The sequence below is a fragment of the Pseudomonas sp. B12(2026) genome, assembly GCF_057767015.1.
In genome coordinates this window covers 1,193,371-1,213,183 of the sequence record NZ_CM173430.1, presented here as the reverse complement: position 1 = coordinate 1,213,183, position 19,813 = coordinate 1,193,371, and the positions used below count along the sequence as shown (strand labels likewise).

Annotated in this window: 21 protein-coding genes; 9 read left to right on the top strand and 12 right to left on the bottom strand. The window is 68.8% G+C overall.

The annotated features are described in order from the left end of the window. The first annotated feature begins 43 nt into the window (after positions 1-43). Entirely contained in the window at positions 44-646 is a 603-nt protein-coding gene (locus AC3B6A_RS05745; protein ID WP_488401328.1) for a glutathione S-transferase family protein, read from the top strand. Here AC3B6A_RS05745 and AC3B6A_RS05740 read toward each other — a convergent pair whose 3' ends face one another. Beyond that, positions 647-1,849 (bottom strand): MFS transporter, encoded by a 1,203-nt coding sequence (locus AC3B6A_RS05740; RefSeq protein ID WP_488401327.1) that lies wholly within the window; start codon positions 1,847-1,849, stop codon positions 647-649. A 170-nt stretch (positions 1,850-2,019) separates the two neighbouring features. On the opposite strand from AC3B6A_RS05740, the gene AC3B6A_RS05735 reads away from it, so the two are divergent. After that, complete coding sequence (locus AC3B6A_RS05735; RefSeq protein WP_488401326.1) at positions 2,020-2,250, top strand: DUF2789 domain-containing protein; 231 nt, start codon at positions 2,020-2,022, stop codon at positions 2,248-2,250. A gap of 23 nt (positions 2,251-2,273) precedes the next feature. On the opposite strand, the gene AC3B6A_RS05730 is transcribed toward AC3B6A_RS05735, so the two are convergent. Then, positions 2,274-2,549, bottom strand: coding sequence for a metal/formaldehyde-sensitive transcriptional repressor (locus AC3B6A_RS05730; RefSeq protein WP_488401325.1), 276 nt, complete (start codon positions 2,547-2,549; stop codon positions 2,274-2,276). Positions 2,550-2,609: 60 nt separating this feature from the next. On the opposite strand from AC3B6A_RS05730, the gene dmeF reads away from it, so the two are divergent. The 3 genes from dmeF to AC3B6A_RS05715 all read left to right on the top strand — a co-directional run bounded on the left by dmeF (position 2,610) and on the right by AC3B6A_RS05715 (position 4,796). Beyond that, positions 2,610-3,569 carry a CDF family Co(II)/Ni(II) efflux transporter DmeF gene (gene dmeF, locus AC3B6A_RS05725; protein WP_488401324.1) on the top strand — a complete coding sequence of 320 codons (960 nt, stop codon included), beginning with the start codon at positions 2,610-2,612 and terminating at the stop codon, positions 3,567-3,569. A gap of 84 nt (positions 3,570-3,653) precedes the next feature. After that, entirely contained in the window at positions 3,654-4,583 is a 930-nt protein-coding gene (locus tag AC3B6A_RS05720) for a pseudouridine synthase (RefSeq protein ID WP_488401323.1), read from the top strand. Positions 4,584-4,661: 78 nt separating this feature from the next. Then, positions 4,662-4,796 carry a hypothetical protein gene (locus tag AC3B6A_RS05715; RefSeq protein WP_015475931.1) on the top strand — a complete coding sequence of 45 codons (135 nt, stop codon included), beginning with the start codon at positions 4,662-4,664 and terminating at the stop codon, positions 4,794-4,796. A 309-nt stretch (positions 4,797-5,105) separates the two neighbouring features. Here the strand turns inward: AC3B6A_RS05715 and AC3B6A_RS05710 are convergent, their stop codons facing one another. Further along, entirely contained in the window at positions 5,106-5,411 is a 306-nt protein-coding gene (locus AC3B6A_RS05710; protein WP_488401322.1) for a PsiF family protein, read from the bottom strand. A 357-nt stretch (positions 5,412-5,768) separates the two neighbouring features. Here AC3B6A_RS05710 and AC3B6A_RS05705 point away from each other — a divergent pair, with 357 nt between their 5' ends. Both AC3B6A_RS05705 and AC3B6A_RS05700 read left to right on the top strand, forming a co-directional pair. Beyond that, positions 5,769-5,990, top strand: coding sequence for a hypothetical protein (locus AC3B6A_RS05705; RefSeq protein ID WP_488401321.1), 222 nt, complete (start codon positions 5,769-5,771; stop codon positions 5,988-5,990). Positions 5,991-6,281: 291 nt separating this feature from the next. Then, entirely contained in the window at positions 6,282-7,751 is a 1,470-nt protein-coding gene (locus AC3B6A_RS05700; protein WP_488401320.1) for an inorganic phosphate transporter, read from the top strand. 63 nt (positions 7,752-7,814) lie between these two features. Here the strand turns inward: AC3B6A_RS05700 and AC3B6A_RS05695 are convergent, their stop codons facing one another. Together AC3B6A_RS05695 and AC3B6A_RS05690 are read right to left on the bottom strand one after the other, a co-directional pair. Then, complete coding sequence (locus AC3B6A_RS05695) at positions 7,815-10,595, bottom strand: PAS domain-containing sensor histidine kinase (RefSeq protein WP_488401319.1); 2,781 nt, start codon at positions 10,593-10,595, stop codon at positions 7,815-7,817. A gap of 8 nt (positions 10,596-10,603) precedes the next feature. Further along, entirely contained in the window at positions 10,604-11,071 is a 468-nt protein-coding gene (locus tag AC3B6A_RS05690) for a TadE/TadG family type IV pilus assembly protein (protein ID WP_488401318.1), read from the bottom strand. A 210-nt stretch (positions 11,072-11,281) separates the two neighbouring features. Between AC3B6A_RS05690 and AC3B6A_RS05685 the strand changes: the two genes are divergently transcribed. Further along, positions 11,282-11,761, top strand: coding sequence for a prepilin peptidase (locus AC3B6A_RS05685; protein ID WP_488401317.1), 480 nt, complete (start codon positions 11,282-11,284; stop codon positions 11,759-11,761). Positions 11,762-11,909: 148 nt separating this feature from the next. Continuing rightward, complete coding sequence (locus AC3B6A_RS05680) at positions 11,910-12,734, top strand: response regulator transcription factor (protein WP_488401316.1); 825 nt, start codon at positions 11,910-11,912, stop codon at positions 12,732-12,734. 15 nt (positions 12,735-12,749) lie between these two features. Here the strand turns inward: AC3B6A_RS05680 and AC3B6A_RS05675 are convergent, their stop codons facing one another. Genes AC3B6A_RS05675 through tadZ form a run of 7 tightly spaced genes read right to left on the bottom strand, consistent with a single transcriptional unit; the run spans position 12,750 to position 19,781 of the window. Then, positions 12,750-14,462, bottom strand: a complete 1,713-nt coding sequence (locus AC3B6A_RS05675; protein WP_488401315.1) for a pilus assembly protein TadG-related protein — start codon at positions 14,460-14,462, stop codon at positions 12,750-12,752. An 18-nt stretch (positions 14,463-14,480) separates the two neighbouring features. Beyond that, on the bottom strand, positions 14,481-14,762 hold the full coding sequence (locus AC3B6A_RS05670; RefSeq protein ID WP_488401314.1) for a DUF3613 domain-containing protein: 282 nt from the start codon (positions 14,760-14,762) through the stop codon (positions 14,481-14,483). Between the two features lie 20 nt (positions 14,763-14,782). After that, on the bottom strand, positions 14,783-15,553 hold the full coding sequence (locus AC3B6A_RS05665) for a tetratricopeptide repeat protein (RefSeq protein ID WP_488401313.1): 771 nt from the start codon (positions 15,551-15,553) through the stop codon (positions 14,783-14,785). Further along, positions 15,550-16,458, bottom strand: a complete 909-nt coding sequence (locus AC3B6A_RS05660; protein ID WP_488401312.1) for a type II secretion system F family protein — start codon at positions 16,456-16,458, stop codon at positions 15,550-15,552. The genes AC3B6A_RS05665 and AC3B6A_RS05660 overlap by 4 nt, the downstream gene beginning before the upstream one ends. 10 nt (positions 16,459-16,468) lie before the next feature. Continuing rightward, the gene (locus AC3B6A_RS05655) at positions 16,469-17,359 is read right to left on the bottom strand and encodes a type II secretion system F family protein (RefSeq protein ID WP_488401311.1); all 891 of its coding nucleotides are present in this window, start codon (positions 17,357-17,359) and stop codon (positions 16,469-16,471) included. Further along, on the bottom strand, positions 17,356-18,600 hold the full coding sequence (gene tadA, locus AC3B6A_RS05650) for a type 4b pilus Flp biogenesis ATPase TadA (RefSeq protein ID WP_488401310.1): 1,245 nt from the start codon (positions 18,598-18,600) through the stop codon (positions 17,356-17,358). The genes AC3B6A_RS05655 and tadA overlap by 4 nt, the downstream gene beginning before the upstream one ends. Next, a complete protein-coding gene (gene tadZ, locus AC3B6A_RS05645) occupies positions 18,597-19,781 on the bottom strand; it encodes a type 4b pilus Flp biogenesis protein TadZ (protein ID WP_488401309.1) in 1,185 nt (394 codons plus the stop codon). The genes tadA and tadZ overlap by 4 nt, the downstream gene beginning before the upstream one ends. Between the last annotated feature and the right edge of the window lie 32 nt (positions 19,782-19,813).

Below are 19,813 nucleotides of genomic sequence, written 5' to 3'. Positions count from 1 at the left end.
AACCGCAACAGCCCCATGTAATTTCCAATAACAGGATGTGCCCATGCAACTGATCGGAATGCTCGACTCGCCCTACGTCCGCCGCGTCGCCATCACCCTGCGTCTGCTGGACGTCGACTTCCAGCATCGCCCGCTCTCGGTGTTCAGCACCTACGAGGACTTCCGCCGGATCAACCCGGTGGTCAAGGCGCCGACGCTGCTCCTCGATGACGGCCAGACGCTGATGGACTCCACCCTGATCATCGACCTGATCGAACATCAGGCCGGGCGCAGCCTGATGCCCGCCGAGCCCGCCGCGCGGGTGCGTGCCACCCGCCTGCTGGGGCTGGCGCTGGCGGCGATGGAGAAGGCGGTGCAGCGCTACTACGAGCAGCAGCGCCCGCAGGACAAGCAGCACATGCCGTGGCAGGGACGGGTCGAGGAGCAGCTGCACGCGGCCTGCGCGGCGCTGGAGCGCGAGCTCAAGGAGCAGCCGCTGCCGCGCGACGGGCGTCTCGACCAGGCCGGCCTGAGCATCGCCGTGGCCTGGACCTTCATCCAGCTGCTGCACGCCCAGTACATCCCGGCGGATACCTACCCCGCGCTGCGCGACTGGACGGCCCACGCCGAGTCGCAGGAAGCCTTCAAGGCGTTCCCGCCGCTGTGATCAGCCCCGCGGCAGCTCCTCATGGCGCTGCCGCGTCCAGCGCAGCAGGCCGAGGCAGATGAGCAGGCCGCAAGCCGCGAGGCCGGCGGCGGCGAGGAAGATCGCCGCGTAGCCGTGGCGCGCGGCGATCATTCCCATCAGCGGGCCGGCCACGCCCATCGCCAGGTCGAAGAACAGCGCGTAGGCGCCAAGCCCCGCGCTGCGGCTGCTGGCCGGGATGCGCAGCACCGCTTCCACCCCCAGCGACGGATAGACCAGCGACAGGCCGCAGCCGGTGAGCGCCGCGCCCAGCAGGGCGGTGCCCGGCCCGGGCGCCTGCCAGAGCAGCAGCAGGCCGCCGGCTTCCACCGCCAGGCAGGCCACCGCGACGACGAAGCCGCCGAAGCGGTTGACCGTCCCCGAGAACAGCAGCCGCGCGCCGACGAAGCTGACGCCGAAGGCGGTCAGGCTCCAGGCCGGATTGGCCCAGCCCTCGCTGGCGTAATACAGGGTGATGAAGGTGGCCAGGGTGCCGAAGCCGATGGAGCCGAGCATCACGCACATCCCGTAGGGCAGCACGCGGCCGAGCACGGCATGGAAGGCCATGCGGGTACCGGCGATGATCGGCACCGCCGGCCGGCCGCGGGCCGCCAGCCAGCCCAGGGCGGTCAGCGCCAGGATGCTCGCGCCCAGGCTCCACAGGCCCAGCGATGCGGCCATCGACACCCCCAGCGGCGCGCCGATGGCGATGCCGCCGTAGCTGACGATGCCGTTCCAGGAAATCACCCGGGCGGTGTTCTGCGTGCCGACCAGGGCGATGCCCCAGCTGGAGGTGCCGATCCCCATCAGGCCCTGGGCCAGGCCGAACAGCAGGCGGCTGCCCAGCAGCAGGAGCAGGCTCAGCCAGCGCACGCTTTCCAGGCTGGTGGAGAGCAGCACCAGCAGCCCGCCGCAGCCGAGCACGCCCAGCCCGTAGAGCACCGAGCGCTTGGCGCCGCGGGTGTCGGCCAGGTAGCCGGCCACCGGGCGCGAGACCAGGGTGGCGAGGTACTGCAGGCTGATCACCACGCCGGCGACGATGGTGTCGTAGCCCAGGGCCTCGTGGACGAAACCCGGCAGCACCGGCAGCAGCAGGCCGATGCTGAGGTAGAGGATGAGCGTGAAGGAAACGGTGGCGAGTATCTGCCGGGTGACGGCGGCATTTCGCGGCGCGGGGGCACTCATGGACAAGCCTGGCGGTGGGACGGCGCGCCCATCATTGCGCGGCGCCGGGGAAAGTGAAAGCTGGCTATCCATTCTCCGCGCACGCCGCCCGGTCCCGGCCATGCCCCGGCTGGATGCGCCTATAGTTGTGCGAACAACCCTTGCACGCGGCCGCTTCACAGGAGATTCCCATGGATACCAGCCCGCACACGCTCGGCGCACTGTTCAAGCAGCTCGGCCTGCCCAATGGCCGCCAGGACATCGATGCCTTCCTCGGCAGCCACCGGCTGGCCGAGGGCCAGGCGCTGGCCGATGCGCCGTTCTGGAACCCCGCCCAGGCGGCGTTCCTGCGCGAAGCCCTGGAGGAGGACTCGGACTGGGCCGAGGAAGTCGACGAACTGGCGGTGCGCCTGTCCGGCTGAGCCGCCGCGCGACTTCAGACGCGCTACTTCAGATAGGAGCGCAGCACGCTCACCACCTGTTCCAGGTCCTCCTGGCGCTCGGCGGCGGTGCGATCCTCGGCGGCCAGGTGGTCGCGCAGGTGGCCTTCCAGCACCTCGGCCATCAGGCCGTTCACCGCGCCGCGGATGGCGGCAATCTGCTGCAGGATCGCCGCACATTCGCTGCCCGTTTCCAGCGCCCGTTCCAGCGCCTCGCTCTGCCCCTTGATGCGCCGCACCCGGGTCAGCAGCTTCTTCTGGTCCTTGATGGTATGTCCCACGTAGAAACTCCAAAAGTATACTGGGGTATAGTATCCAGACTTCTTTCACGGACCATCATCATGCAGCACGCAGCGCAGCCGCAAGACGGCCGGCACGATCACCAGTTCCACGAAGACAACCCCCTGGCCGAGCGCAACACCCTGCGCGCCGCGCTGCTGACCGTCGCGATGATGGTGGTGGAGATCGCTGGCGGCTGGATCTTCAACTCCATGGCGCTGCTCGCCGACGGCTGGCACATGAGCTCCCACGCCCTGGCGCTGGGCCTGGCGTTCTTCGCCTACGTGGCGGCGCGGCGCTTCAAGGGCGATGCGCGCTTCGCCTTCGGCACCTTCAAGATCGAGGTGCTGGCCAGCTACACCAGCGCCATCCTGCTGCTGGGCGTGGCGGCGCTGATGATGTTCCAGTCGGTGGCGCGGCTGCTCTCCCCTTCGCCGATCCACTACGAGCAGGCCATCGCCATCGCCGTGCTCGGCCTGCTGGTGAACCTGGCCTGCGCCTGGCTGCTGCGCGGCGAACACCACCATCACGACCACGGGCACGGCCATGGCCACCATCACCACCCTGGACACGGCCATCATCACGATCATGGCCACGACCTCAACCTGCGCGCCGCCTACCTGCACGTGATCGCCGACGCCGCCACCTCGGTGGCCGCCATCGTCGCGCTGATCGGCGGACGGCTGTGGGGCGCGGCCTGGCTCGACCCGCTGATGGGCATCGCCGGCGCCGTGCTGGTGGCGGCCTGGTCCATCGGCCTGCTGCGGCACAGCAGCCGGGTGCTGCTGGACGCGGAGATGAACGATCCGGTGGTGGAGGAAATCCGCGAGGTGGTCGCCGAGCTGCCGCAGCCGGCGCGCATCACCGACCTGCACCTGTGGCGAGTCGGCAAGTCGAGCTACGCCTGCATCCTCAGCCTGGCCAGCGCCGGCGGCCTGACGCCCGAGCTGGTGCGCCAGCGCCTGCAGGTGCACGAGGAGCTGGCGCACGTCACGGTGGAGATCAACCCGCTCCCCGCCTGAGCGACCGGAGGTCGTGGCGGCTTTGACGACCGCCACGCCGCTGCGGCCTAATGCGCGCCTGTCGAACCCCGGTCGCGCCCTACGATGTCCAGCCCCCGCTTTTCCGCCGCCCAGCAACGCGCCAGCACCCTGCACCTGCCCGCCGGGCCCTGGGCGACCGTGCTGGACTGCCTGTGCGCGCACTTCCCGGCGATCGGCCGCGAGGTCTGGCTGGACCGCATGGCGCGCGGCAGGGTGCTGGACAGCGCCGGCCAGCCCATCGGCCCCGAGCATCCCTACCGCGAGGCGCTGCGCATCCATTATTTCCGCGAGGTGGCGCAGGAAACGCCGGTGCCCTTCGAGGAAGCCGTCCTGTACGTCGACGAGCATCTGGTGGTGGCGGACAAGCCGCATTTCCTGCCGGTGACGCCGTCCGGCCAGTACGTCGAGCAGACCCTGCTCGCGCGCCTCGCCAAGCGCCTGGACAACCCGCTGCTGGTGCCGCTGCACCGCATCGACCGGCTCACCGCCGGGCTGGTGCTGTTCTCCGCCAACCCCGACAGCCGCGCCGTCTACCAGGCGCTGTTCCGCGAACGGCGCATCGACAAGCTGTACGAAGCCATCGCCCCGGCGCTGCCGCAGCTGAGCTTTCCCCATGTACGCAAATCGCGGATGGTCGACGGCGATCCCTTCATCCTCATGCAGGAGGTGGAGGGCGCGCCCAACAGCGAGACGCGCATCGAGGTGCTGGAGCGGCGCGGCGGGCTGTGGCGCTATGCCCTGCGCCCGGTCACCGGCAAGCGCCACCAGCTGCGGGTGCACATGTCGGCCCTCGGCGCGGCGCTGTGCTTCGATCCGCTCTACCCCACCCTGCTGCCGCGCGATGAGCGCCCGCCGGAAGACTACGGCAAGCCGCTGAAACTGCTGGCCCGCCAGTTGGACTTCAGCGACCCGCTCACGGGCGAGGCGCGCCGCTTCGAAAGCCGCCTGGAGCTGTCCTGGCCTTCCATCAATTTCATCGATGGTCACCAGTAAGGCGATCCATTTCCGTCGATGACGGCCCCGGTGTTTTCATGCCTCCACCCAATGGAGAGAAAGCATCAGGAGCCAAGAATGAGCTACAGCGCCAAGTCCTTTTCCGCCCTCGTCAACGCCCTGCTGGCCGACGGTATCACCCGCCCCGAGCAGATGGCCCGCCAGCCGTTCCGCAACGCCCAGGGCTTCTGGTCCGCGGTGGCCAGGAAATGAACCGGTCCCGGCGGTTTCCGCCCAGCCTGCGGGTCGACGCGGCGATCGTGGCCTATGCGTTGATCAGCGCCTGGCTGGTGTTTTCCGGCCTCTGATCGATACAGCCCGCAGGAACAAACGCGCTCGCGAGACGCCTTGGGCCTGGTCTTCGGCAGGTTCGCGAGCAAGCTCGCTCCTACAGGCTGGCCTCGCTCCGGCGCGCTCTTGGTAGCGAGCCCGGACCCGGGATTTCCCCAACGCCGCGCCATGAAAAAGGGCAGCCCCTGGCTGCCCTTCCTGCGCATCACGCGGCACTGCCGCGCGCCATCCTCACTTCTTCAGACAGGTGCTCATGAACGCCTTGCGCTCATCGCCCTTGAGGGCCTTGGTGGTGGCGTCGGCGTTGCAGCTCTTCATCTTTTCCTGCTGCGGCGTCATCGCCTTGGCATCGCTGCCGGCCGAAAGGCACTTGCTCATGAATGCCTTGCGCTCATCGCCCTTGAGCGCCTTGGTGGTGGCGTCGGCGTTGCAGGTCTTCATCTTTTCCTGCTGCGCGGTCTGCGCGGCGGTGGCAGCGAAACCCTGCACCGAAAACAGAAGAGCCAGTGCAAGCAGCGGAATACGAACGGTGGTCATGGAGAGGTCTCCCGGGATGGATTGCCTTTCTCAGCGTAGCTCGCGCGGCCGTATCGGCGAGCCGGCGCGCCGCCAGCGTGCGGGGCGCCACAGCGAGCCCCCCGCGACAACGTCCGCGCGCGGCCGCAGAAGCCCGGCGAGGCGAACCGCCAGCGCAGCCCCCACCCCGCAGGCCGCGCCGCTCCTGGCCCGGCGCCGTCCGTCGGCGGCGCTCGCCAGGGCCACCCTCGCGAAAGGTTATAATCCGCGCCCTTTCCGGCCATCCCGGCTATTTCACGACCACCGGCTACACTGGCTGGCGGGCGTCCAGGCAGGACGTCCACCGGCAACGAACTCCCCAGACCCTCAGGACACATTGTGACCAAAGACGAACTGCGCGCGGAACTGGAGCGCCAGGAGCAACGCTACAAGGAAGTCTACGGCGGCGAAGTCACGCTCTATGCCGCCCAGCCGGACCCCGAACGAAAGCCCTGGCGCAAGCGCCGCAACCTGCTCGACCAGGCCTTCGACCGGGAACTGGAAAAGATCGAAGAACAACGACTGAAAAAGGAACAGGAAGCCGCTTCTCCCAAACCGTAGGTCCGGATACGAACGCCCATCCGGTCCGCCGACCGGGCAGATTGCCTGCCGTGGGAACGTCGGCGCCAGCGGGCGGGATGGACTCCGTGGGGGAGTCCCGTACCGACCTCAAAACAACCATCCGACAGGCCGGCGGCCTGGCGTGGAAGCACTGCAATCACTTCCACCCTGCCTGGAAGCACCGTGCGACGTGGCGTCGCGCAAAATCGAGAAACCGTTCTCAGGCTGAATACGGTGTCCATCGCTTCTGGCATAATCGCCGCCCTGTCTTTGACTGGTCATAAAAATTTCATGTTCGATCTCTTCAGCGGGCTCAATCTCTGGGTGGGTGTCAGCCTGGTTCTGGCACTCGCGTTCGTACTCGCCTTCGAGTTCATCAACGGCTTCCACGACACCGCCAACGCGGTGGCCACGGTCATCTACACCAAGGCCATGTCGCCCTACCGCGCGGTGATCCTGTCCGGCATCTTCAACTTCCTCGGCGTGCTGCTCGGCGGCGTCGGCGTCGCCTATGCGATCGTCCACCTGCTGCCGGTGGAGCTGCTGATCAACGTCAACTCCGGCCACGGCCTGGTGATGGTGTTCGCGCTGCTCGCTGCCGCCATCACCTGGAACCTCGGCACCTGGTACTTCGGCATTCCCGCCTCCAGCTCGCACACCCTGATCGGCTCGATCCTCGGCGTGGGCCTGGCCAACGCGCTGCTCACCGACGTGCCGCTGGCCGACGGGATCAACTGGGGCAAGGCGATCGACATCGGCCTGTCGCTGATCGTCTCGCCGCTGGTCGGCTTCGCCGTCGCCGCCGCGCTGCTGGTCGGCCTGAAGTGGATGTATCCGCTGTCGAAGATGCACAAGACCCCGGAAACCCGCCGCGACGTCGACGAGAAGAAGCATCCGCCGTTCTGGAACCGCCTGGTGCTGGTGCTCTCGGCCATCACCGTGAGCTTCGTGCACGGCTCCAACGACGGCCAGAAAGGCATCGGCCTGATCATGCTGGTGCTGATCGGCATCGTGCCGGCGCAGTTCGTCCTCGACCTGAACAGCACCACCTACCAGATCGAGCGTACCCGCGACGCCGCCAGCCACCTGCAGCAGTTCTACCAGCGCCACGCCGACACCCTCGGCGAGATGCTGGCCATGGGCAAGGCCAACGGCTCCGACATGCCGGACCTGTACCGCTGCGACCCGAAGCAGACCGAGGCGACCCTCAACGGCCTGCTGGGCGACCTGCGCGGCATTTCCAGCTACACCGAGCTGAGCAGCGAAGCCCGCGTGCAGGTGCGCCGCTACCTGCTGTGCCTGGACGACACCGCGAAGAAGGTCGGCAAGCTCTCCGAGCTGCCGGCCCGCGAGAAGGCCGACCTGGAGAAGCTGCGCAAGGACCTGACCACCACCACCGAATACGCACCGTTCTGGGTGATCCTCGCGGTCGCCCTGGCGCTGGGCGTCGGCACCATGGTCGGCTGGAAGCGCGTGGTGCTCACCGTCGGCGAGAAGATCGGCAAGCAAGGCATGACCTATGCCCAGGGCATCAGCGCCCAGCTCACCGCCACCGCGGCCATCGGCCTGGCCAACGTCTACAGCCTGCCGGTGTCCACCACCCACGTGCTGTCCTCGGGCGTGGCCGGCACCATGGTGGCCAACCGCAGCGGCCTGCAAGTCAGCACGGTGCGCAACATCCTGATGGCCTGGGTGCTCACCCTGCCCGCCGCCATGGCGCTGGCCGCCGGCCTGTTCTGGCTCGCCTCGAAGTTCATCTGAGGCAACCCCGGCCCCAGAAAAAACGCCTGCATCCGCAGGCGTTTTTTCTTTGTGCGCCAGCGCTCAGCCGGCCGCCGGCAGCAGCGGCAGGCGCACCCTGAAGCGCGCCCCGCCCTTGTAGTTGTCCACCGACAGGCTGCCGCCCATGTTGCGGATCAGGTCGTGGCTCACCGACAGCCCGAGGCCGGTGCCCTTGCCGATCGGCTTGGTGGTGAAGAACGGCTCGAAGATCCGCTCCATCAGGGCCTCGTCGATGCCGCCGGCGTTGTCGCGCACATGCAGCTCGACCCAGCCCGGGTCGGCGCAGGGCTCCTGCGACAGGCCGATCCAGCGTGCGCCCTCGCCCTCGCGCCCGAGCAGCGCGTCGCGGGCGTTGGCCAGCAGGTTGATCAGCACCTGCTCCAGTTGGTCGGAGAAGCCACGGACCACCACCCGCTGCGGCGGCGGCCGGCACTCCAGCAGGATGCCCTGCTGCGTCAGGGTGTCCCCCAGCAGTTCCAGCGTGCCTTCGCAGGCCGCGAACGGGTCGAAGGGCGACATCTCCGGTTCGGACGTGCGGCTGAACGCGCCCATGTGGCTGACCACCCGGGACAGGCGGTCGATCTGCGCGTCGGCGCGCTCGATCTTGTCCTTCAGGTACTCGACGTCCAGCAGGCGCTGGCGGGCGTTGTACAGCGCCATGCGCATCACATGCAGCGGCTGCTTCATCTCGTGGGTCATGCCGCTGACCATCTCGCCCAGGCTGGCCATCTTCGCGCCCTGCGCCAGCTGCTGCTGGGCGCGGCGCACGGCGGTGTTGTCGCGGCCGACCGCCTGGATTTCCAGCAGGCGCCCGTCGGCGTCCAGCAGCGGGCGGTCCGCCCACACCAGCCAGAGGTTGCGCTGGCCCGGCAGCGTGAAACGCAGCTCCCAGGAATCGTCGCCAACCACCTGCGCGCCCCCGACCAGGCGGGCGCGCAGGGCGCTGCAATCCTGGGCGGACAGCCATTCGTCGAGGCCGCGCCCGAGCAGCGCCGCCACCGGCTCGCCCAGCACCTGGGCGAAGGTGTGGTTGACGAAGGTCAGCCTCAGTTCCGGGTCATAGCGGCAGATCAGCGCCGGCGAGTCCTCCACCAGCACCCGGTAGCGCTCCTCGCTCTCGGCGATCTGCAGGGCCGCCAGGTGCTGTTCGGTGACGTCCAGCCAGAGGCCGACCGCCTCCTGCGGGATGCCCTGGATATCGCGCAGCAGCTTGGCCTCGTCGTACATCCAGTGCCATTCGCCGGCACTGTCGCGCAGGCGGTACTCGGTGCGCACCCGGCCCTCGCGCAGCAGCTCGCGGCCGCGGGCGAGGAAGACCTCCAGGTCCTCCGGGTGCACCCTTTCGGCCAGCGCCTGCCAGTTCTGCCCCTGCAGGTCGAGCCCGAGCAGGTTGCCGGCGCTCTCGCTGTAGAACTCGGGAATCAGGTGCCCCTCCTCCACCCGCTGCACGTAGATCACCACCGGCGCGCTGTCGATCAGGTTGCGCAGCCGGGCGTGGGCCGCCAGGGCCTGTTCCTCCTGCTGCTTGCCCTCGCTGATGTCCAGCAGCACGCCGTCCATCATGCGGTCGCCGGCGCGGGCCTGCATCCGGCCCTGCAGGCGCAGCCAGCGGCGTGTCTGGGTGGACGCCGGGCCGCGCAGGCGCAGGTCCTGCACCAGGCGCGCGCCGGGCTGCAGGTTGCGCAGGCGCAGGCGCAGTTCATCGGCATCGGCCGGGTGCAGCATCGGCAGCAGATCGGCGAGGGCCAGCTCGGCCTGCCCGGCGCCGAGCCCGAGACAGGCCGCCACGGCCGGTGACAGTTCGAACAGTTCTTCGTCCATGCGCAGCCGCCACCAGCCGCCGCCGACCATGTCCTGCAGCAGGCTCAGGCGCCGGCTGCTGTCGCGCAGGCCATGCAGCTCGGAACGCTCGTGCACCAGGTTGGCGAGGATTTCCGCCAGGTACTGCCAGTCGCCGGGGGTCGGCCCCTGCACGCTGCTGTCCGGCGTCGCGGGCTCGGCCAGCAGCCCGGCCAGGCGCCCGCCACGCAGCGGCGCCGGCACCAGGTAGAGGCTGTCGCAGCAGAGCGTGCGCAACAGCTCCGAGCGGTCGTCGGCGGAGCCCAGCAGGCAGGCGCCGGTGGCCAGGCGCAACTCGCCGTCGGGCAGGCTCAGGCCCGCGCGCAGCAGGCTGTCGAAACCCGGCTGGACGTGGCAGGCGAAGACCTTCAACACGCCATCGGCGGTTTCCAGCAGCAGCGCCATCGAGCGCATCCGGAACGCGCTGCAGAAGGATTCCAGCACCTCGCCCACCGCATCCGCGAGGCGCCGCTGCGAGCTGTGGCGCAGGCGCGCCAGCAACTGCTTGCTGAGGTTCAGGCATTGCAGCTTGTGCTGCTGGCTGTCGGACTGCCAGTTCAGGTCGGAGATATCGGTGCCCAGCAGCAGGCAGTGTTCCTCGGCCTGCAGCACCGCCTGGAACCGGCACACCAGCGGTATGTCGCCGCTGCCGCGCAGCACCAGGTCGACCCGCTCGCCGCCGCGCAGGCCGGTCAGCGGCATGCTGCCGGGCACCCGGCGCTCCAGGTAATCGCCCAGCGCGGGCAGCTCCGCGGTGCCGCCGGCAGGCGTCAGCAGCCGCTGCGCCTGGCGGCCGCCGTGGGCCACCACCCGGTCGCGGCCGTCCAGTTCCAGCCAGATGTCCCAGTGCGCCGCGGCCGTCGGCGGCTCCACCGCCTCGGCCGTCAATGCCGGGCGCCGGCGCGCCGCCAGCGGGCGGCTCGGCGCGGGCTCCTGCGGTTCATCGTCCTGCGTGCCCGCCAGTGAACGGAAGAAATCGAACATCGCGGCCCTCAGAGCAGCAGGCTGGCCTGGCCGGTCAGGACGTCCGGCAGTCGTGGAATCGTGCCGACCACCGGCAGGGTGAGCAGCGGCACGATGGGCGAGTCGGCGTAGGGGTAGTTGACGCACACCTGGATGCGGGTGAAGTCGCGCCCGTCCACGCGCTCGGTGGTCGGCTGGTCCAGGTAGGAGCCGTCGTAACAGCCCTGGTGCCAGGCGGCCGGCATCCATTTCAGGCGCTCGTTCACCGCCGTCTCGACCGCGCTGCGCAGGGCGGCGTCGTAATCGTCGGTCTGCGGATTGACCGAAACGGCGATGCGCGCGCCGGAGGCGGCGGCGTCGTTGAAGGCCTGCAGCATCAGCAGTGGCACGCAATAACCGAGCAGGCCGTAGAGCACCGCGAAGAACAGCACGAAGACCGCGGCGAATTCGATCGCCACCGCGCCGCGCTGCCCCCGGAAACTACCGATTCCTTTCATTCGCGGCACTCCTCGAATAACTTCGATAAGTTGATGGGACGTTCAGGTCCCGAATATTTGACTGGCCGTTCAGTTTATCGGCCGGCGCAATCTTCCCTGAAGAAGCGCATGGCAAAAACCGTTATCTTCCGGTCAATACTAGATGCTGCTGGCGAAGAGACATTCCCGGCACAAGGTATTAGTTCTTCAGTATGAATAGGGATATTCCAGATGCTGGCCAAATTCCTGCTGCTGGGCTGGTTCGCGGTGTGCGCCTACCAGGACCTGACACGCCTGCGCGTGAGCAATCTGCTGACGCTCGGCGGCGCCCTGCTCGCCGCCGTTTTCCTGCTCATCGAAGGCCATACGCTGACCGGCCACCCGCCCCGGGCCGCGCTGGCCGCGACCCTGCTGGCGCTGCTGCTGAGCGTGCCGGGCTACCTGCTGGACAAGCTGGGCGCCGCCGACGTCAAGGCGCTGGTCGCCCTGGCCCTGGCCAGCCATCCGCAGCTGCTGCTCTACGTGCTGGCACTGGCCAGCCTGCTCAGCCTGGCGTTGATGTTTGCCAGCAAACTTTTGGTTGAATCGCAGCAAATTCCAGCTAATTCCAAAACGAAATTAGCGCGGCTGTTACCGTCAAGGCTGAAATCCTTCCCTTTTATATTTTCCCTGTTCGGCGGACTTTTGATCTTTATCACGTTTTTCCGCTGAACGAATTCTTCACATGGCGCGCCACAAACTTACCGACTATATGTATTGTGTTAATACCATCCATCACCTGATGTGGAAGTCGGCTGCGGAGTTTCGCGAGCCGGACGATAAGACCAATGCGACACGTTGTCTCAAGGAGTGTGTAGTCATGGAAAAACCGGCCAATCGTCGCTTCAGCGTGATGGTCATCGACGACGAACCCCAGGTCACCGCCGAGCTTTCTGAATTACTGGAAAACAGCGGTTACCGCTGCGTCGTCAGCGATGGCAAGGACAGCGCGCTGCACAAGTTCCGCGATGACGGGTCGATCGGGCTGGTGATCTGCGATCTGGGACTGGGGCGCGACAACGGCATCCAGGTGGTCGAGGCCCTCAAGGACATCGCCGGCCACGGGCGCTTCTTCGAGACCATCATCCTCACCGGCCAGCAGGGCAGCCAGGAGGTGATCGATGCGATGCGCGTCGGGGTCGCCGACTACTACCAGAAGCCGGTCGCGCCGCTGGACCTGCTCAAGGGCCTGGAGCGCCTGGAGGCGCGCCTGCACGAGCGCATCCGCAACCAGCTCAGCCTGAGCCACGTGAACCAGCGCCTGGAGTACCTCGCCGAGTCGCTCAACTCGATCTCGCGGGATATCCACAAGATCAAGTACGAGGTGCACGGCGGCAGCCAGTCCAGCGTCCTCAAGCAGGACCAGCCGCAAGCGCCGGAGCGGGTGCCGGAGAATGCCGGGCAGATCGCGCCGATGGTGAGCAACCCGCTGTTCAACAAGCTCTCGCCGCGCCAGCAGGCCGTGGCGCGGCTGGTCAGCAAGGGCCTGACCAACTACCAGATCGCCTACGACCTGGGCATCACCGAAAACACCGTGAAACTCTACGTTTCCCAGGTGCTGCGGCTGATGCACATGCACAACCGCACCCAGCTGGCCCTGGCCCTCTCCCCCAGCGCCTCGCCCAGCAGCAGCGCGGTGCACTGAGCGCTTCGCGGGCCTTCAGATCAGCAGCTCCGTGCCGCTGGTCTGGAGGTCGATCAGGCGGACGTCGATGGTTCCCAGGCTGATCCCAAGCAACTGCAGCAAAGGATCGAGAACGATATCGGCGAGCGCACTCAGGGCTGGGCGCAATAGCCCTAGAATCGTGCTGACCAACGAGCTGGGATTGAGCCCGAGCACCGCCAACGCACCGAGAAGCCCGGTGGGCGTCACGTTGATCGACGAAGACAGGGTGCCGATGGCGTTATCCAGCGACTGGGAAATGGAGCTCGAAGCGGTTTGCGGTTCGCTCGGCAGGTCCTCGGGGCTGGATACCCGATAACTCAGAGAAGTGCCGCTGGCGCTACCAACCACGGTAGCGGCCGAGACATCCGCGCCAACCAGACCACCTACGATTTTGACGCTGATCGGATCGACCGTCGCGCTTTGCCCATCGCGGAATGTGCCCAGATGCAGTTGAGCGATGCCGGGTTGGGCATAGACGGTGACATCCACAGGCCGCCCCAGGCCAGCGCAGGCGATGCTGTCCAGCGCCGCCGTTCCCTGTGCCACATCCAGCGCCAGCCCAAGATTGATGCTGAGCACGCCGGGCAACGTCACCTCGCCCGTGACGTTGGTCCGAATCGCGGCGGTGCGGACCTGCGTGCGCCATTGGCCGTTGTCATCCTTGCCGGGATAACCGAAGGCGATCTGCGGTGGCTCGACGATCCAGAGCTTGACCCCAACCGTCCCCAGACCTCCCAGATTGACGCCCGCGTTCAGCTCCACCGCATGCCCCCGATTGGCAACGAACGCCAACGCGGTGATCAGGTCGAGGGCATTCACCGAGCCCTGTAACGCCTGGTCCCGCGCCGAGTCGGGGGCGACCACCGAAAGCACGCTGCCGAGGGTGACGGTCGCGTCCTTCACCCCCGCCCCCAGCAGTTGCTGCCCCAGCACTCCAGTGTCCAGGCCGGCAACCCGGGTCGGATCGACAGCGTTGACCGTCGCCCCCAGCAACTGGGCAAGGCTGGCCTGCGCGCCCAGCAGCGAATCCACCGAACCGGCCGTCACGTCGACGCCCAGCGCGCGCATCTGCTCCGACAGCCCGAGCAGGCTGACATTGGCATTGGCCAGTCCCTGGTACCCCACCGCATTCAGGGCGAGATGGCTGCCCAGCAACGCATTGAGCAGGTTGTTGAGCAGCCCGGCCTGCTGGTCGTCGAGCGAGGCCAGGGTGGTGCCCGCCGACAGCCCGGCCATCGCCGTGCGCCGCGCCACCGCCTCGGCGCTGAGGCGCGTCTGCGCCGAGGCGCCGCTGAACAGGCTGGCGACATTGAGGATCAGGCTGGAGGGAACGGTGCGGCCGACGCTGACCTTCACCGCGTCCCGGTCGGCGCCGCCCGGCGTGAAGACCCGGCGCGACTCGTCGCCGTATGCGTCATCGAAAGCAACGCTACCCAGCGTGGCGACCAGATCGCCGGCGCTGGCGGGGACGAAATCGTTCTTCGCCGCGCTGGCGAGTGCGTAGGTCTGCGGATCGCTTTCCGGCGCGGCGCACATCCCACTCTGCGAAGCCGCCTCCAGCGCCGCCATGTCGGCCACCCGCTGCAACTTGCGCTGCTCGTAGTACAGGCGCCCGGTGTCCACCACCAGCGCCAGGCAGACCAGCGCCAGCAGCAGCGTCCCCGCCGCCATGATGCCGATCGCGCCCCGTTGCCGTTCGCGTCCCATGTTCCGCTCCCGAAAGGATCAGTTCTTCCCGGTGCTGAAATCGTTGTTGTCGTCGAGCAGGTATTCGGGAATCTCGCGGGTGTAGCTCTTCAGGTAGCGCTGGTAGGCGCGGTCGCGTTCGGCCGGGGTGGCGCTCTGCGGATAGGGCGAGGCGGCGCGGCCGCTGCGCTGCAGTTCCAGCCAGGCCTGCACCTCCTGCTGGTCGCGGGCGCTGGTGCCGGGCTGCGCGGGCGGCGCATCGGCCGCTTGCGCCAGCCAGGGCGCGGCCAGCAGCGCGCCGGCGAGAATCCATGCCTTCATCGTCGTCCTCCTTGCCCGCCTCAGCGGGCCTTGACCAGCAGCCCGGCGTCCGCCGCCGCGCCAGATGAGGTGTCCCGGGCCACCGCGCCCGCCGCCGGCGCCTGTTGCCGGCCCAGGCTCTCCGGCGTGGGCGCCGAGCCCGGCGAGCGCAGCGCATCGGCGCGCTCGTGGGCCTCGCGCACGTCGTCGGCGGACAGGCCGGTGCGCAGGATCAGTCCCTCGGCCTGGCTGTTCTCGCCTTCCAGGTACATCAGGCTGAGCAGGTTGGTGGCCGGCAGCTTGCCGCCCTCGCTGAGCTCCAGCGCGGTGATGAACTCGAAGCGCGCCCCGGCGCGGTCGCCGCGCTCCAGCAGCGCCACGCCCAGGTCGTTGCGGAAGGCGCTGTCGGTCGGCTGCAGCCGCGCCGCCTCGCGCAGTTCGAGCATGGCCTCGGTGCGGTTGCCGTTGCGCATGGCGATCAGGCCCAGGCCGTGGTGCGCCTCGCCGGCCTTGCAGGTGCCGAGCAGCGCCTGGTATTCGCCGCGCGCCAGCGGGCTGCCGATGCGGCGCAGGGCCAGCGCCTTGCTCTCGCGCACTTCCAGCGAGTCCTGCGGCAGGGTTTCCAGGTTGGCCAGGGCGGCGTGGGCGCGGCCCTGGTCGAGCATCTCCCGCGCCAGGTTGAGCTGCAGCTCCAGCGATTCCCCCAGGTGCTCGTTGCACGCCTGGCCGACCGGGCTGCCGCCCAGCGTGCCGAGGTTGGCGCAGCCGCCGAGCGCAAGGCTGAGCAGGCCGACCACGATTGCGTTTCTCATCTCATTCCCCCCAGGGCCTTGGTGATCGCGATGAAGCCCGGCCCGGCGAGGATGATCAGCAGCGCCGGGAACAGCAGCAGCATCATCACCAGGCTCATCTTCGCCGACAGCTTGCTGACCTTCTCCTGCATGCGGGTCAGCCGCCGGTCCTCGAACAGTTGCTTGAGCGTCTGCAGCGAACTGCGCGCGCTGCCGCCCTGGCGCACCATCTGGCGCAGCACGTTGCAGCAGTCGCTGAGTTCGCTCACCGCCAGGCGCCTGTGCAGCAGGTCGAGTTCGTCGGCCAGGTCCAGGCCGCTGTCGAGGTGCGCCAGCACGGTCTCCAGCTCCCCGGCCAGCACCGGCACGATGTTCCGTCCTTCCTGGCGCACCACGCGCAGGCTCTGCTCCACCGTCAGGCCGGAGTCGAAGAGGATGCGGATCAGCTGGATGAACACGATCACCTCCTCCGCCAGGCGCTCGCGGCGCTTGCCGGCGAAGTGGGCCAGCACGCGCTTGGGCAGGAGGAAGCCGACCCCGGCGGCGAACACCACCGGCAGCAGCGCCGAGTCGAACAGCGGCCTGGGCATCAGGCTGACGGCCAGGGCCAGCCCCGCCAGCAGCAGCGGGCACAGCAGCAGCGCCAGCAGGTAGATGCGCCGCGGCGCGCTGCCGCTCCAGCCGGCCTGCTCCAGCAGGATGCGCACCTCGTCGTCGCGCAGTTGCAGGCGCTGCGCCAGGGCGCTGCCGCCCACGCGCTCCAGCAGCCCGGCCAGGCGCCGGCCGCCGGCGCGCGGCAACTGGGCGCCGCCCAGGCGTTGTTCGATCAGGCGCTGCTCGCGGCCGGCGGCGCGGCTCTGCGACAGCGCCAGCAGCACCGCGGCGAGCACCAGGATCGCCACCAGCAAACCGTAGGTCATCGGCATCGCGGGCCTCCTAGATGCTCTTGAGCATGCGCCAGAGCGTGTAGCAGCCCAGCGCCTGCAGTCCGAGGGAGGTCAGCAGCAGCCAGCGGCCGCTGCCGTCGAGCCACATGTTCATCAGGTAGCCCGGGTTGGTGAACAGGATGTAGGCCCCCAGGCTCACCGGCAGGACCGCCAGCACCAGGGCGCTGAGGCGGGTCTCGCCGGTCATCGCGCGCAGCTGGCGGCCGAGGTTCTCCCGTTCGTGGATGACCTTGATGATGTTTTCCAGCAGGTCGGTGGTGTTGCCGCCGTAGCGATGGTTCACCGCCACGCCGAGGGAGAACACGTGCAGTTCCTCCACGTCGTACAGCTCCGCCACCTCCTGCAACGCCTCGGGCAGGCTGATGCCGAGCTGCACGTGGTGGGTCGCCAGGGCGAAGACTTCCCGCAGCGGGTCGTCCGCGGCGCTCACCGCCTGGGCGATGGAGTCGCCCAGGGTGCGGCCGGAGTGCAGGCTGCGCACCACCTGGTCGAGGAAGTTGGGCATCTGCCGGATCATCCGTTGCAGGCGGCGCTGGTACAGCACGTTGAGCAGCAGGTGCCCGCCGGCCAGCGCCAGCGCCACGGCGCCCAGGGCGCCGGGCACGCCGCCCAGGCGGGCGCCGAGCAACATCAGCAGCAGCGCCGCCACGCCGAAGCCCAGCAGCCAGCGGCGCATGTCGGCGACGCCCGCCCGCCGCAGGCGCCGGGCCAGCCAGTGGCTGCTGCGGCCGCGCGCCGCTTCCGCCGGCAGCGCGCCGCTGCCGCTCAGGCGCCGCAGCACCTGCTCGTTGTGCCGCGTGCGCCAGGCCATGACGCCGGTCAGCACGCCGAACAGGCCCAGCGCCAGGCTGACCGCGCCGAGCAGCAGGGCGCCGCTCACATCAGCACCTGGCGGAACTTCAGCCCGCCCGGCTGGGCGGTGCGGACGAACTGTCCGCTGCCGCGCCGATCGAGGCTGAACAGGGCGTTGGTGACGTACACTCCGTCGCGCACCTCCAGCACTTCGATGATCTCGCTGATGCAGCGCCGGCCGCTGGCCAGGCGGGTGATCTGCACGACGATGTCCAGCGCCGAGCAGAGCATCTGCCGCAGGGTCTGCTCCGGCACGCGCTGGCCGGTGAGGCCGACCAGCATTTCCAGGCGCAGCAGCGAGTCCATCGCGGAGTTGGCGTGCACGGTGCTCATCGAGCCGTCGTGGCCGGTGTTCATCGCCTGCAGCACGTCGAGCACTTCCACGCCGCGGATCTCGCCGAGGATGATGCGGTCCGGGCGCATCCGCAGGGCGTTGCGGATCAGGTCGCGGGCGGTGACCTCGCCGAAGCCCTCGGCGTTCGGCGGACGGGTTTCCAGGCGCACCACGTGGTTGTGGCCCAGTTGCAGCTCGGCGGTGTCCTCGATGGTGACGATGCGCTCGCGCTCGTCGATGAAGCTGCTCATCACGTTGAGCAGGGTGGTCTTGCCGGTGCCGGTGCCGCCGCTGATGAGGATGTTGCAGCGGCTCTCCACCGCCTGGCGGAGGAACGCCAGCATCGGCTCGTCGACGCTCTGGTAGCCCAGCAGGTCGGCGCTCTTGAGCAGTTCCTTGCTGAACTTGCGGATCGACAGGCACGGGCCGTCCAGCGCCACCGGCGGGATGATCGCGTTGACCCGGCTGCCGTCGGGCAGGCGCGCGTCGACCATCGGGCTGGACTCGTCCAGGCGCCGCCCCAGCGGCGCGAGGATGCGCTGGATCACCCGCTGCACGTGATGGTCGTCGATGAAGCGCAGGTCGCTCTGGTACAGCCGGCCGCCGTGCTCGACGAACACCCGGTCCGGGCCGTTGACCAGGATTTCCGAGATGTTCGGGTCGCGCAGGAGGATTTCCAGCGGGCCGAAGCCGGTCAGCTCGTCCACCACCTCCTCGGCGAGGCGGTCGAGCTCGTAGCGGGAGATCGCCAGCTGGCGCCGCGCGGCATATTCACTGACTTTCTCGGCGACGTACTGGGCCACTGCCGGGCGCGCGCCCTCCAGCAGGTTCATGCCGTCTTCGTCGATCTCGTCGATGATGTAGCGGTGCAGGCGCATCTTCAGCGCCTGCAGGTCCTGGTCGTGCTGGCCGGAGAAGCCGCTGCCGTAGCTCATGGCCGCGCCGCCTTGGGCCAGCCGAGCCAGGCGAAGCGCCGCGGACGTTCGCCGGGGCTCGCCCCGAGGTTGTCCGCCAGGTCGCGCAGCTTGATCGTCAGCGGGTCGCGCGGCGACAGCTCGAACAGGCTCTGGCCGATGTTCTTCGCCCGCAGGCGCGCCTCGGGCGAGGCAGGCAGCACGCCGAACAGTTCCAGACCGAACATCCTCGCCAGAGCCGGGGCATCCGGCGGGACGGAGGGCCAATAGCGCTCGATCAGCAGCTCGATGCGCGGCAGCGCGGGGCTGCGTTCGCGCAGCCGGCGCAGGCGTTCCAGGCCCTTGCGGCAGGACGGCACGCTCTGGTCGACCAGCCACAGCACGCGGTTGGCCTGCGCCAGCAGCTGGCTGGCGAGCTCGCCCTCGGCGACACCGGTGAGGTTGACCAGCACGTGGCTGAAGGCGCCGCGCAGGTTGCCCAGCAGCAGGTAGAGCTCGGCGGTGGTGACCCGCTCCAGTATGCCGGGCTCGTCCGACAGGCTGAGGATGCGCAGCCCGGAGTCGTGGCGGGTGAAGGCGCTGTCGATCAGCGTCTGGTCGAGGCGGCGCAGGTTGCGCATGGCATCGGCGAAACTGAAGGCCGAGTCCATGCCGAGGATCGCCAGCGCCTCGCCGCAAGGCTGGCCGATGTCCACCAGCAGCACGCGGTTGTCGGCCTGGCGTTGCAGCGCCAGGGCCAGGTGCAGCGCGACGAAGGCGCCGTCGGCATCCGGCCGGGCGTTCACCAGGCTCACCAGCTCGCCCTGCCGCGCGGCGCTCACCGGCACGCTGGGCAGGCGCCCGCCGAGGCGCCGGACCAGGCCGCTCAGCTCGCTGGCGCGGGCGCCGTAGGTGACGAAATCGCGGGCGCCGGCGCGCATCGCCGCCAGCACCAGCTGGTTGTCCAGGCCATCGCCCACGGCCACCACCGAGAGCAGCGGCCGGGCCGACACCAGCCCTTCGATCAGCGAGCTCTGCGTCACCAGGTTGGCCTTGTTCAGGCTGGTGAACAGCACGCCGGCGCCGGTGACGTCGAGCAGCGCCAGCAGCTCTTCCAGGGTGCCGCTGCTGGCGACCACCACCTGCCCGCTGCTGGCCAGGCTGCTCTGCAGCCACTCCTGCTCGCCGGGATGCTGAACCAGTGCGACGAATGTCTGACTCATGCTGCCGCTCCCTTCCCGTTCCCCACGGCCCG

Coding starts and splice junctions, on each gene's coding strand:
- AC3B6A_RS05745 (WP_488401328.1), top strand. CDS start 44: ATGCAACTGATCGGAATGCTCGACTCGCCCTACGTCCGCCGCGTCGCC.
- AC3B6A_RS05740 (WP_488401327.1), bottom strand. CDS start 1,849: ATGAGTGCCCCCGCGCCGCGAAATGCCGCCGTCACCCGGCAGATACTC.
- AC3B6A_RS05735 (WP_488401326.1), top strand. CDS start 2,020: ATGGATACCAGCCCGCACACGCTCGGCGCACTGTTCAAGCAGCTCGGC.
- dmeF (WP_488401324.1), top strand. CDS start 2,610: ATGCAGCACGCAGCGCAGCCGCAAGACGGCCGGCACGATCACCAGTTC.
- AC3B6A_RS05720 (WP_488401323.1), top strand. CDS start 3,654: ATGTCCAGCCCCCGCTTTTCCGCCGCCCAGCAACGCGCCAGCACCCTG.
- AC3B6A_RS05715 (WP_015475931.1), top strand. CDS start 4,662: ATGAGCTACAGCGCCAAGTCCTTTTCCGCCCTCGTCAACGCCCTGCTG.
- AC3B6A_RS05710 (WP_488401322.1), bottom strand. CDS start 5,411: ATGACCACCGTTCGTATTCCGCTGCTTGCACTGGCTCTTCTGTTTTCG.
- AC3B6A_RS05700 (WP_488401320.1), top strand. CDS start 6,282: ATGTTCGATCTCTTCAGCGGGCTCAATCTCTGGGTGGGTGTCAGCCTG.
- AC3B6A_RS05695 (WP_488401319.1), bottom strand. CDS start 10,595: ATGTTCGATTTCTTCCGTTCACTGGCGGGCACGCAGGACGATGAACCG.
- AC3B6A_RS05690 (WP_488401318.1), bottom strand. CDS start 11,071: ATGAAAGGAATCGGTAGTTTCCGGGGGCAGCGCGGCGCGGTGGCGATC.
- AC3B6A_RS05685 (WP_488401317.1), top strand. CDS start 11,282: ATGCTGGCCAAATTCCTGCTGCTGGGCTGGTTCGCGGTGTGCGCCTAC.
- AC3B6A_RS05680 (WP_488401316.1), top strand. CDS start 11,910: ATGGAAAAACCGGCCAATCGTCGCTTCAGCGTGATGGTCATCGACGAC.
- AC3B6A_RS05675 (WP_488401315.1), bottom strand. CDS start 14,462: ATGGGACGCGAACGGCAACGGGGCGCGATCGGCATCATGGCGGCGGGG.
- AC3B6A_RS05670 (WP_488401314.1), bottom strand. CDS start 14,762: ATGAAGGCATGGATTCTCGCCGGCGCGCTGCTGGCCGCGCCCTGGCTG.
- AC3B6A_RS05665 (WP_488401313.1), bottom strand. CDS start 15,553: ATGAGAAACGCAATCGTGGTCGGCCTGCTCAGCCTTGCGCTCGGCGGC.
- AC3B6A_RS05660 (WP_488401312.1), bottom strand. CDS start 16,458: ATGCCGATGACCTACGGTTTGCTGGTGGCGATCCTGGTGCTCGCCGCG.
- tadA (WP_488401310.1), bottom strand. CDS start 18,600: ATGAGCTACGGCAGCGGCTTCTCCGGCCAGCACGACCAGGACCTGCAG.
- tadZ (WP_488401309.1), bottom strand. CDS start 19,781: ATGAGTCAGACATTCGTCGCACTGGTTCAGCATCCCGGCGAGCAGGAG.